Source organism: Desulfonatronospira thiodismutans ASO3-1, from assembly GCF_000174435.1.
GTDB lineage: Bacteria > Desulfobacterota > Desulfovibrionia > Desulfovibrionales > Desulfonatronovibrionaceae > Desulfonatronospira > Desulfonatronospira thiodismutans.
Genome location: NZ_ACJN02000002.1, coordinates 750,754 through 763,221 on the forward strand (window position 1 = coordinate 750,754; position 12,468 = coordinate 763,221).

The 12,468-nt window shown below is 41.5% G+C and carries 14 protein-coding genes; all 14 read left to right on the plus strand.

Translation table 11 applies throughout. The features are described 5' to 3' along the window. Positions 1-54: 54 nt before the first annotated feature. The 14 genes from DTHIO_RS09600 to DTHIO_RS09665 all read left to right on the plus strand — a co-directional run bounded on the left by DTHIO_RS09600 (position 55) and on the right by DTHIO_RS09665 (position 12,431). Complete coding sequence (locus DTHIO_RS09600) at positions 55-861, plus strand: ADP-ribosylglycohydrolase family protein (protein ID WP_008870107.1); 807 nt, start codon at positions 55-57, stop codon at positions 859-861. 139 nt (positions 862-1,000) lie between these two features. Next, positions 1,001-1,270 (plus strand): hypothetical protein, encoded by a 270-nt coding sequence (locus DTHIO_RS09605; RefSeq protein ID WP_008870108.1) that lies wholly within the window; start codon positions 1,001-1,003, stop codon positions 1,268-1,270. A gap of 147 nt (positions 1,271-1,417) precedes the next feature. Then, positions 1,418-1,840, plus strand: coding sequence for an HIRAN domain-containing protein (locus DTHIO_RS19785; protein WP_008870109.1), 423 nt, complete (start codon positions 1,418-1,420; stop codon positions 1,838-1,840). 563 nt (positions 1,841-2,403) lie between these two features. Then, positions 2,404-2,607: a restriction endonuclease gene (locus DTHIO_RS09615; protein WP_040418246.1), complete on the plus strand. Its 204-nt coding sequence runs from the start codon at positions 2,404-2,406 to the stop codon at positions 2,605-2,607. A gap of 34 nt (positions 2,608-2,641) precedes the next feature. Beyond that, on the plus strand, positions 2,642-4,444 hold the full coding sequence (locus DTHIO_RS09620) for a GmrSD restriction endonuclease domain-containing protein (protein WP_008870110.1): 1,803 nt from the start codon (positions 2,642-2,644) through the stop codon (positions 4,442-4,444). A 270-nt stretch (positions 4,445-4,714) separates the two neighbouring features. Continuing rightward, complete coding sequence (locus DTHIO_RS09625) at positions 4,715-4,927, plus strand: addiction module protein (RefSeq protein ID WP_008870111.1); 213 nt, start codon at positions 4,715-4,717, stop codon at positions 4,925-4,927. Between the two features lie 149 nt (positions 4,928-5,076). Next, on the plus strand, positions 5,077-5,439 hold the full coding sequence (locus DTHIO_RS22030) for an ADP-ribosylglycohydrolase family protein (RefSeq protein WP_040417538.1): 363 nt from the start codon (positions 5,077-5,079) through the stop codon (positions 5,437-5,439). A gap of 637 nt (positions 5,440-6,076) precedes the next feature. Next, positions 6,077-6,685 (plus strand): transposase, encoded by a 609-nt coding sequence (locus DTHIO_RS09635; protein WP_244156349.1) that lies wholly within the window; start codon positions 6,077-6,079, stop codon positions 6,683-6,685. Positions 6,686-6,778: 93 nt separating this feature from the next. Beyond that, positions 6,779-7,255 (plus strand): hypothetical protein, encoded by a 477-nt coding sequence (locus DTHIO_RS09640; RefSeq protein WP_008870112.1) that lies wholly within the window; start codon positions 6,779-6,781, stop codon positions 7,253-7,255. Positions 7,256-7,393: 138 nt separating this feature from the next. After that, on the plus strand, positions 7,394-8,089 hold the full coding sequence (locus DTHIO_RS09645; protein ID WP_008870113.1) for a thioredoxin domain-containing protein: 696 nt from the start codon (positions 7,394-7,396) through the stop codon (positions 8,087-8,089). Positions 8,090-8,148: 59 nt separating this feature from the next. Next, positions 8,149-9,453 (plus strand): hypothetical protein, encoded by a 1,305-nt coding sequence (locus tag DTHIO_RS09650; protein ID WP_008870114.1) that lies wholly within the window; start codon positions 8,149-8,151, stop codon positions 9,451-9,453. 139 nt (positions 9,454-9,592) lie between these two features. After that, complete coding sequence (locus DTHIO_RS09655) at positions 9,593-10,270, plus strand: YbbN family protein (protein WP_008870115.1); 678 nt, start codon at positions 9,593-9,595, stop codon at positions 10,268-10,270. Positions 10,271-10,312: 42 nt separating this feature from the next. Beyond that, positions 10,313-11,614, plus strand: a complete 1,302-nt coding sequence (locus tag DTHIO_RS09660; RefSeq protein WP_008870116.1) for a hypothetical protein — start codon at positions 10,313-10,315, stop codon at positions 11,612-11,614. A 139-nt stretch (positions 11,615-11,753) separates the two neighbouring features. Next, positions 11,754-12,431, plus strand: coding sequence for a thioredoxin domain-containing protein (locus DTHIO_RS09665; RefSeq protein WP_008870117.1), 678 nt, complete (start codon positions 11,754-11,756; stop codon positions 12,429-12,431). The last annotated feature ends 37 nt before the right edge of the window (positions 12,432-12,468 follow it).

The following is a 12,468-nucleotide window of genomic DNA, read 5'->3' on the forward strand; positions in this document are numbered from 1 at the left end:
ATATCAGGTGGTGGAAGCGAAACAAATGTTTCTCGCAACAAGGAGAGGGTGTAAATGATTGGAGCCATTGCCGGAGATATTGTCGGATCGGTTTACGAGTGGGACAACATCAAGACCAAGGATTTTGATCTGTTCAGCTCGCGCAGCTTCTTTACTGACGATACCGTCCTGACCGTGGCCCTTGTAGATTCCATCCTGACTGGAAGGCCCTATGATGAAAACATGAGGCGATTCTACAAATGGTATCCAGGAGTAGGCTACGGGGGAAGCTTTCATAAGTGGGCGAAAAATCCAGGGCTTGGCCCTTACAACAGCTGGGGAAACGGGGCGGCCATGCGCATCAGCCCGGTGGGGTTCGCTTATGATGACCTGGATACTGTGCTTAAAAAGGCGCGAGAATATACGGAAGTCACTCACAATCACCCGGAAGGGATCAAGGGTGGCCAGGCAACAGCAGCGGCAATATTTCTGGACAGGCAGGGCAAAACCAGGGATGAGATAAAGACGTACATAGAAAATGAGTTTGGTTACGACCTGAATCGGCATGTGGATGAAATCCGCACCACCTACCAGTTCGATGTGTCGTCACAGGGAACCGTTCCCCAGGCTGTGCGGGCTTTTATTGACTCCAGCGGTTTTGAGGACGCCCTGCGTACAGCTGTATCCCTTGGAGGGGACAGCGATACCCTGGCCTGCATAACAGGAGGGATTGCCCAGGCCTTCTACAAAGGGGTGCCTGAAGATATTCAGGTTCGGGTATACAGGATTCTGGATGATCGACTAAGAGACATAACGGAAAAGTTTATGCAGCGTTATTGCAGCCAAAAACCGCCACAAAACCAGGCGGATTCTAAGAGATGAGCATTCAAATCCACTTTCTTGCCGGCCTGGCACTGCCCGGATTTTTTTCTTTAAACACAATAATTTTCTGCCTTAAAAATGCGCCGAAGCGGGCAACCTCCCCGGCCTGTTTTCCTTGATAGATTGCATAAAATATGGCATGAAATACTCAGTTTTTCATGTCATCCCGGCACTTTTAACCTGCCTTGCCTCCAAGCTTTTAACTTTTGAGAGCTTTACCATGAAAAAACAGTCCAGATCCCTTGCCCTGGCCTCCAAAGTCATATTTGCGGCTTTTGAAATCCTCAAGAAAAATAGTGGTGAACTCAACGGTCGTGAAGTCATTAATCAGGTTGAGCAGCGTGTTGATCTGGATGAATGGGCCAGGTCCAAATACGATAAATCAGGCTTGATAACCATAGCCGGATGAATTTGATTGTAGCAATATCTGGGTTCAAAACAAACAGCCATGGTTTAGTACGGGTGCAGTTTCTGGCTCCAGCAGGACTGTCCCCAACCTGGTTGCCTACAAAGCGCGATGCTCGCGAATGTCTGCAGTTTGCACATAGGAGGGGGTATGCAAAGAAGAGGTTTCATCAGCATGCTTGGTGCTTATTTTGGGGCACTGGTGTTTGGGGGGAAACTTCCAGAGGCAAAGGCCAGGGTTATTCCCAAGCCTGTATCCCTGTTCCAGTGCCATGTGGCAGGATTTCCGTACTATCAGGGTCCGAAAATCTTTTCAGATCTTCAATCTGGCCAAAAATTAAAATTATTACGCGAGCCTAATAACCCTTACGACAGCAAAGCCATTGCCGTATTCACCTCAAACGGCCACAAGCTGGGCTATGTACCCAGGACTCACAACCCGCTTCCTGCAGATCTCATGGATAATGGACACAAGCTCACAGCCAGCCTGAGTTCAGTTTCTCCGGATATGGGGGAGTATAGCTGTCTGGAGATGGGGGTTTTTGTGGTTAGTGGTGGCTGGCAGGTCTTGTGATTTTTTGGGATTGATTGTTAAATTTTGTTGCGGGGTTGGCAGGATAATGTAATTGCGAAACAGCTTGTTTCGCAAATTGGAAAAAAACCAGCAGTCCCTTGACCCATGTATAATTGCGAAGCAGCTTGCTACGCAAATACCTTAGTAGCACAATGTTGTAATTGTATCAAAGAACAAGAATCAGTGAGAAGATCTGTTTTATTTGCAAAAAACGTAACTTCTCAAAAACTCCGGGCATTATTCCTGGATTCCGGCTTCCTCCGGTATGACATCACAATGCAACGACCTGTTTTCATTCGTCATTCCGGCGAAAGCCGGAATCCAGGTTTTCATGCGTGTAAGTTACTCGCAGGTTTGGCTGTGTCCGGCACACACTTGTAAAAGGTGTTTAGGTTTCCTTTACGGGGTCGGACCGAGTCAAGGCATTGATTTAACATAGAAAAAGCCTTGATTGTGATTGTTTTTCAGCCTTAGAACGCCTGTTTTGCCATCAAAAAGGCAGCTCTAAGGTTTGAGGTTTCTATAAATATCAGCCCAAGGAGTGCCAACCACTGCTAAATTGGATTGGTGTATTTATGAAGTCAAGATTGCTTAAGCATCTCTACTTCATTGCAGAAACCAAAGGCAGCATTAATTCTTTGGAGCTTAGAAAAATCGAGGAAGCCAAAATTCACTGCGCCAGAAAACATTTTGAAAAAATCAGCAACAGCACAGTTCAATATGGAGTGATTGACAGCTATGAAAAGCTGCTGGATGTGGTGAGGTAGTGTCAAAAAATAACCAATCAAGAAAGAGGAAAATATGACTGCCATTACAAACACATTCAGCACAGACCAGCCATTTCTATCAGAGCTGTTATCAGCAGCAAGTAGTGGTTCAATTCAGCTACCTGACTTTCAACGAGGCTGGGTATGGGATGACAATCGTATTAAAGCGATTATCGCCAGCGTTTCACTGGGCTATCCAGTGGGTGCTTTGATGTGCATGGAAACTGGCGGCGAAGGGGTTCGCTTCAGCCCCAGGCCTTTTGAAGGTGTATCGATCAGCAATACATCACCTTCTGAGCTGATGCTGGATGGTCAGCAAAGGATCACATCCCTGTTTCTTTCTTTAAAGAGCCAGTTTCCTGTTTTGACCACCAATGAGAAAAAGCAAGAAATTAAGCGATATTATTATCTTGATATAAAGAAGTGCTTTGATCCCGATATAGACAGGTTTGACGCAATTGTTTCAGTTCCCGAGGAAAAGGTTGTAACAAGCGATTTTGGAAGAAAAGTTGACTTGGATCTTAGCTCAACAGACAAGGAAATTGAAAATGAGATATTTCCCTTAAACATTATATTTGATGGTAACAAGTCAGATGAATGGCAGATGCGCTTCCAGGAGTATTATGATTTTGATAAAGAAAAGATTAAATTCCTCTTTAGATTTAAGAGCGAAGTAATTACTCCTTTCCAGAAATTCAAGATACCAGTAATCAAACTTTTAAAAGATACACCTAAAGAAGCGGTTTGCCAGGTATTTGAGAATGTTAATACTGGTGGCGTTTCTTTGACTGTTTTTGAGTTGCTTACAGCTACTTTTGCAGCTGATGACTTTCGTTTGCGCCAAGACTGGGACAAGAGAAGGGCAGTGTTTGACTCAACTGATCCGGTACTCAAGCATCTGGATGAAAAGGATTTCTTAACTGCTGTCACTCTGCTTTCTTCATATAACAAGCATATTTCTAAAGGCTCATCCATCAGCTGCAAAAGAAAAGATATTCTCAATCTTACACTTTCTGATTACTGTTCTTGCGCTGATGATCTTCAACAGGGCATGATCAGAGCTGCAAAATTTCTGCATACCCAAAAGATTTTCGATACCAAAAATCTACCCTACCAGACACAGTTAATTCCTCTTTCAGTTATTTGCTCGATACTGGGCAATGGCTTTGAAAATTCTGCCGCAAGAAATAAGCTCTCACAATGGTTCTGGTGTGGGGTTCTAGGAGAACTGTACGGCGGAGCCAATGAGACAAGGTATGCTTTGGATGTGCAGAACGTTCCGGCATGGATTAATGGGGGGAGTGAACCTGTTACAGTAAGGGATGCTGGGTTTTATCCCACAAGGCTTTTGTCTTTGCAGACTCGCAATAGTGCAGCATACAAAGGAATTATGGCTTTGCTGATGAAGGCAGGCAGCATTGATCTGATAAACGGCGATCCTATTGAAACAACCACATATTTTGACCAGGCTGTAGATATTCACCATATTTTTCCAAGATCTTATTGCATCAAACAACAATATGAAAGAAGATTCTGGAACAGCATCATTAACAAAGCACCGCTAACATCAAGAACCAACAGAATTGTTGGCGGCAAGGCTCCGTCAAGTTATATGGCAAGCATTGTCAAGAACCACGGTATCTCAAGCCATAATCTTCACAATCATATTGAAACTCACTTGATAAACCCTGCTTTGCTGGAGGTTGATGATTTTACAGGATTTATCTCAGACAGAGCAAAGAAACTTCTTGATCTGATCCAGGCTGCTATTGGCAAGTCAGTAACCGGCAGAGATTCTCAGGAAGTCGTTCAGGAGTTTGGTGGGCATTTGCAATAATTGATTTGATGGTTTGTTCAGGTCGGACCCGGCCAATATATTGAAAATATTTGATAAGAGCTCGTTCTTAGCTTGATTGTGAGTCTTAGAACCGCCATTTTGAAGTGGAAAAAGTAGTTCCAAAGTTCTATTCTCCGAGGCGACAACTATCCTGACACATGGGAAAATAAGGAAACTCTCACATTTTAAGCCCAGTTTTTTTCAGGTATCCTTCAAGAGAAAGACTATTATGCAATCAAAATCTTGTCTTGAAAATTAATCGAGGTTCATATGGTTACAAAAGAAATAAAAGAAAAAATACTGGCACTCAATGAAGTTGAGCGAGTGCGTTTAGCCGAGTTCATCTTTGACAGCCTGGACAAGCCCGATCCCGAAGTAGAACAAAAATTGATTGAAGAGTCGGAGCGGCGTTATCAAGCCTATAAAGAAGGTAGGATACATCCTGTAAGTATGAACGAAATCAGGCAAAGATATAAAAAATGAACGTTCATCTTTTACCGCCGGCTGATATGGAGCTTGATGATGCTATTAATTACTACACAGGGCAAAAAAATCGCTTATAAATCCAAAGAGTGAGGCTGTAGCCTGGCTCAGATACACGTAATAATATATATTGGATCTCCTGATTAATCATGACCACACAAGACAGATTCCGGGGCTGCCTTGCAGGCCTGGCTGCCGGTGATGCCGTGGGCACCACTGTAGAGTTCATGCCCAGGGGCGGTTTTGAACCACTCAGAGATATGGTCGGGGGAGGACCGTTTAATCTGCGTCCGGGCCAGTGGACTGATGATACCTCCATGGCCCTGTGCCTGGCAGAGAGCCTGAAAAAGAAACTTGAGTTGATACTCGAGGGAGAAAATCCATACGATATATTTGTCCGTTGGAAACCCCTTGAAAAACAGCCCATAGGCTGGAACCCGGACCTCAACGATGGTGTCCGTCTGAACATCCGCCCCTTCATGACCATAGGCGACGTTAGTGACTTATCGTAGAAACCCTGTCACAAAAAACAAGAAATTTAGACAGGATTAACAGGATTGACACGTTCCGCAGGATAACTTTTTGGCCTGGCTTCCGGCCAGGACAAAATAATTTTTCTCTTAATCAATCTCTTAATCCTGTTAATCCTGTCAAAAAAGCTCTTTTCTTTATTGGGTTGCGGGGCAGGCCCGCTTTAGCAAAAAGGGGGCAGGCATTCTCCGGGACAAGCCCAATATTCACTGGAAAAAAGACCGGAATCAGGAAGATTTGGGGTCGGACCTAATCAAGTTATTGAGTTGATTGTATAAATATCCTCTATATAGTCTAAAATTGGCCTTAGAACGGCCATTTCGATGCTCAAAAACCAGTTGTAAGCAAATATGCCCAGAGCCAACAGATATTTTTTGCCTGATCATGTATGGCATATTACCCATAGATGCCATAAAAAGGAATTCTTGCTTAAATTCGCCAAGGACCGTAGCACATGGGTAAAATGGTTGTTTGAAGCCAAAAAAAGGTATGGGCTACAGGTATTGAACTATACGGTTACCTCGAATCCCAGTTAAATGCGCTGCGCTGTCCTTCGGCCCCAGTAAAGCAAAAGAAAGCTTCACGGGGTAAAAATTTAACGGGACAGGTCATATTCACTTGCCGGTACACGGTCATGAAGACAAAGATGCTATACCCAGATCGCTACAATTGATAGCTGGCAGGACAGGCCAGGAATACAATCAAAGGAAGAAGCGTAAGGGGGCTTTCTGGGAAGACAGGTATCACGCTACAACAGTGGATGTTGATGAACACCTTGTTCGATGTCTGGTCTATATAGACTTGAATATTGTCAGGTCCAGAGTGGTTAAGCATCCCAATGAGTGGAGTCACGGGGGATACCCTGAAATAGTCGAGCCACAACAAAGATACCGGATTATCAATAGGGATCTCTTGCAAAAACTTCTGGATATCGATGATGGTTTATCAGGGATTTACTCTGGGTGGGTTCAGACAGCATTGGATGAGAGAACTCCAAGGCAAGCCGACTGGACTGAAGGTGTTGCAGTGGGCTGCAAAGATTTTGTCGAAAAGGTCAAGGAAATGCTTGGCAGCAGAGCTTGCGGCCGCAGGGTCCATGAAGTAGGCAAGTCAGGGATGTACGCACTGAAAGAACCTGTATTGGCTTACAATGATGTTTTTGAGGGTAAAATGGGGCTTCTAAGCTCCGAAAATAGGCTGTTTTGGGATATTTATCCTGATATTTAAGGATGATGGTTAGGTCCGACCCTAAAGACCGAAGCCAGCGTCACAAGTTCAACTGATGATAATTCTTTTACACTTGATGGCATTACTGTTGAAATGGATGAAGATGATACTTTTAATGCTAAGCTTGATGAGGAGACGGGCAAGTTTGACTTGAGTCTTGATTCTGAACAGGGGAAAATCGAAGCTACATACCCAAACGTCGGCTGCGTTGAAGTCTACCCGGGCTCAAGGTTTGAATACGTTGGCTCTGACTTCGATAACCTCGCGCTTTTTGTGCCAACTTTTGGTGGGGTTTATGAGCTTTGCATTAGGACGCTTCCTGAAGAAAACTACACGAGCGATTGCAGCCGGTGCGGTGTGAAGGATTTTGTCAATAAAACAGCTGAGTTTAACGGAATCTATCAGTATGAAAAGCCTTCTGTGTTTGAGGATGATATATTTAGAAATATGATTGATGCTTCTGGAAATTATTCAATGGAAGCTGACAATCACAAGTTCAACAATACCTACATTTTCCGCCGCAGCCACGGAGATGCAGCCCTGGAGCACAAGGCTCCAGTACGATTATGAAATGACATTAAGCCAAAAACCAACTTCTTGAAATTTATCGACACTTTCAAGCAACAACAAAAGCGAAAACTTTAAATAATACCATATTTATATCATTAAATATTTCCCTTAATAACGAAATAATAAAAGGTGGTTGTCATGGAAAAACCTACAAAAAAATCAACAATTCCAGCTCTTGTGCTAGGCGGAATGCTAGCATATGGAACTATTGGAGACAAAGTAAATTCTGAATACCAAAACACTACACAAGAAAACGCACAAGTAGAAACAGCTCAAACTGATTACAAAGCAAGTGCGCTGGAAAACCTAACCCAAGCCCTTGCACCAAACAAAGCTTTCGCACAAACTAACCAAAACTACCAACGCCCAGACGATGCAACACTAAAGAAATGGATGAACGATTATTCCCTTCAACAAGTTTTGCAAGGAACTGAATATACTAAAGTTAATGACAATAATTATGAAAGAGAAGTAAAAAATGCAAACCAACCCGTTATGGTTTTATTCCACGCTGACCCACAGGACACTACAAACAGTGGCGGACAAACGGGCTTAGCAGCTTTAGCAAGGGTTTTAAATGAAAAATTCCCTGAGATTAAGTTTTGCACTTATCAGCATTCTGATGGTAAAACCATATTACGCCCAGCGTTTGAAAGACTACAACAAAACTATCCGCTTGAATCAGCACCAGCACTGCTGTTTTACGAAGAGAAAGACTTTGGAAGTGGAACTGAAAAGGGACATGCATTTAATGGTGGCATAAAAAACTTTGACTTATTGACTGACACAATAGAATCTTTTTATGAGCCAATTAAAAGAAATATGCTTGATTGAAATAAGTAAAAACAAATAAAAGCAAAATTTAAATATATTCTTTTTTATTATATTTATTCATGAAAACATTTAAACTTTTTATTGTCTTAATGTTATGTATAGTTTCTATATCTATTGCTGTCTCAGGTTGGGGTGATGCACCCGGAGCCAGAGATGACCAAAACATCGAAGACATCACAACAGTAAAAGAAGCGATTGAATCAGGCATTCCTCTAGAAGAATTTGATGATCTCAACTTTAATTCTGAGGAAGAATACTTTCACATGATTGAGCATGGTCTTACTGGTTCTCCCAGCGAGGATACAGAGATAACATTGGCTGATGGCAGAACTGCAATCCTTAAAGAAGGTGGCGTTAGTATAGGTAGTGAAAAGGTAAATGTTAGACCAGACCCTCCGGGAATTGTTTTAGAAGATGGCACAGGAATATCAGGGGAGTTTGATATTTCTGATTTGGTAGATGGCAACATTCCCGCAGCCAATGAACTAAACTTTGAATCTTCAGAAGGAGATAGCTCAAGTGGTCAGGGTATTGAAGGGTTTTCAATGGATGGTCCTGACTACACAATTGACTATGCTGATTATTGGGAGACAGAAAGTCATAAGATAGTTGAAGGCCATGGTATTCAAAAAAAAGGCGGTAATATCTATGTGGATGAGGGGCATGCTATTGATAGCGATGATGAGTTTGTTAGTTACGCCAATAGCTACGAAAGCTCTGGCGACGAGTTTAGCATAGGTGAGGCCAAAGCCGTACTTCTCGATGGCACACTTTTTACTGACATTAAAGACAGCTATTTTAAAACAAAAGATGGAGCTATAACCGAAGCCAGCGTCACAAGTTCAACTGATGATAATTCTTTTACACTTGATGGCATTACTGTTGAAATGGATGAGAATGATACTTTTAATGCTAAGCTTGATGAGGAGACGGGCAAGTTCGATCTAAGCCTTGATTCTGAACAGGGGAAAATCGAAGCTACATACCCAAACGTCGGCTGCGTTGAAGTCTACCCGGGCTCAAGGTTTGAATACGTTGGCTCTGACTTCGATGATTTTGCAATGTTTGTTCCAATCTTTGGTGGGGTTTATGAACTTTGCATTAGAACACTTGAAAACGAGGATTTTGATTCCGATTGCAATAATTGTGGGGTTGTTGATTACAAGAACAAAACAGCCGAGTTTAACGGCATCTATCAGTATGAAAAGCCTTCGGCTTTTGAGAATGGGTTGTTTAGAAATATGATTGATGCTTCTGGAAATTATTCAATGGAAGCTGACAATCACAAGTTCAACAATACCTACATTTTCCGCCGCAGCCACGGAGATGCAGCCCTGGAGCACAAGGCTCCAGTACGATTATAAAACGACATTAAGCCAAAAACCAACTTCTTAAAGTTTATCGACACTTTCAAGTAACAACAAAAGCGAAAGCTTTAAATAATACCATATTTATATCATTGAATATTTCCCTTAATATCGAAATAATAAAAGGTGGTTAACTATGAAAAAACCTACAAAAAAATCAACAATTCCAGCCCTTGTGCTAGGCGGAATGCTAGCATATGGAACTATTGGAGACAAAGTAAATTCTGAATACCAAAACACTACACAACAAAACGCACAAGTAGAAACAGCTCAAACTGATTACAAAGCAAGTGCTCTGGAAAACCTAACCCAAGCATTAGCACCAAACAAAGCTTTCGCACAAACTAACCAAAACTACCAACGCCCTGATGATGCAACGCTGAAAGAATGGATGAACCAGCCAGTTGAAGAAACATTAGCAGGCACAAACTACACAAAAGTTAATGATGATAATTACCAAAGGGAAGTCAAACAAGCCGACCAGCCGGTGATGGTTTTGTTTTATGCTAATCAAGGAGAAGGATCAACAGGATTGGCTGCTTTAACAAAAACTTTACATGAAAAATTCCCAGAAATTAAATTATGTGCATATAAACTAACAGATAGCGAATCTATTTCACGTCCAGAGTTTGAAAGACTACAACAAAACTATCCGCTTGAATCAGCACCAGCACTGCTGTTTTACGAAGAGAAAGACTTTGGCAGCGGGACAGAGTTTTTGGCCCAATTTAAAGGAGGTATCAGTACTTTAGATTTGTTAAAAGATGAAATTGACCGTTATTATGAAGTAACTCCAAAATATCTACTTGATTAAAACAAAAATCTTTTTATATTTATTATATTATAATGAGATTGTATGGTTAAAAAACTCTATATTTTCCTACTATGTATATTAACTCTTATATTAACTTTAAACATAGTATTAGGGGGAATGGGTGGAGACGGAGATACAGAAGACATCGACGACATCAAAACAGTAAAAGAAGCGATGGAATCAGGCATTCCTCTAGAAGAATTTGATGATCTCAACTTTAATTCTGAGGAAGAATACTTTCATATGGTTGAGCATGGTCTTACTGGTTCTCCCAGCGAGGATACAGAGATAACATTGGCTGATGGCAGAACTGCAATCCTTAAGGAAGGTGGCGTTAGTATAGGTAGTGAAAAGGTAAATGTTAGACCAGACCCTCCGGGAATTGTTTTAGAAGATGGCACAGGAATATCAGGGGAGTTTGATATTTCTGATTTGGTAGATGGCAACATTCCCGCAGCCAATGAACTAAACTTTGAATCTTCAGAAGGAGATAGCTCAAGTGGTCAGGGTATTGAAGGGTTTTCAATGGATGGTCCTGACTACACAATTGACTATGCTGATTATTGGGAGACAGACAGTCATAAGATAGTTGAAGGTCATGGTATTCAAAAAAAAGGCGGTAATATCTATGTGGATGAGGGGCATGCTATTGATAGCGATGATGAGTTTGTTAATTACGCCGATAGCTACGAAAGCTCTGGCGACGAGTTTAATATAGGTGAGGCCAAAGCCGTACTCCTCGATGGCACACTTTTTACTGACATTAAAGACAGCTATTTTAAAACAAAAGATGGAGCTATAACCGAAGCCAGCGTCACAAGTTCAACTGATGATAATTCTTTTACCCTTGATGGCATTACTGTTGAAATGGATGAAAATGATACTTTTAATGCTAAGCTTGATGAGGAGACGGGCAAGTTTGACTTGAGTCTTGATTCTGAACAGGGGAAAATCGAAGCTACATACCCAAACGTCGGCTGCGTTGAAATTTCTCCAGGGTCAAGGTTTGAATACACGGGATCTGACTTTGATGATTTTGCGCTTTTTGTGCCTTCCTATGGGGGAGTGTATGAGCTTTGCATAAGGACGCTTCCTGAAGAAAACTACACGAGCGATTGCAGCCGGTGCGGTGTGAAGGATTTTGTCAATAAAACAGCTGAGTTTAACGGAATCTATCAATATGAAAAGCCTTCTGTGTTTGAGGATGATATATTTAGAAATATGATTGATGCTTCTGGAAATTATTCAATGGAAGCTGACAATCACAAGTTCAACAATACCTACATTTTCCGCCGCAGCCACGGAGATGCAGCCCTGGAGCACAAGGCTCCAGTACGATTATGAAATGACATTAAGCCAAAAACCAACTTCTTGAAATTTATCGACACTTTCAAGTAACAACAAAAGCGAAAGCTTTAAATAATACCATATTTATATCATTAAATATTTCCCTTAATATCGAAATAATAAAAGGTGGTTAACTATGAAAAAACCTACAAAAAAATCAACAATTCCAGCTCTTGTGCTAGGCGGAATGCTAGCATATGGAACTATTGGAGATAAAGTTAATTCTGAATACCAAAACACTACACAAGAAAACGCACAATTAGAAACAGCTCAAACTGATTATAAAGCAAGTGCTTTAGAAAACCTAACCAACGCTTTAGCCCCAGCAAAAGCTTTCGCACAAACTAACCAAAACTACCAACGCCCAGACGATGCAACGCTGAAGGAATGGATGAACCAGCCAGTTGAAGAAACGTTAGCAGGAACAAACTACACAAAAGTTAATGACCATAATTACCAAAGGGAAGTCAAACAATCCGACCAGCCGGTGATGGTGTTGTTTTATACGAATGCAGGCGAAGCTTCCGCCGGACTAACTGCTCTGACTAAAACACTACACGAAAAGTTTCCAGAGATAAAACTATGTGCATATAAAGTTACTGATGGTAGTGGAGTGCACATGAGCAAAGTTAATGAAATGCGCAATAAATATCCGCTTGAAAAAATTCCGTCATTACTTTTTTACGATACAAAAGATTTTGGAAGCGGAACTGAATATCTATCTCAGCTTCATGGTGGAATTAAAACACTGGATTTTCTCAAAGGAGAAATAGAGTTTTACTCCGAAGCAATACCCAAACAATTCATTGATTAATGAAAAATTATTTATATTTAATTATTTATTATCAATT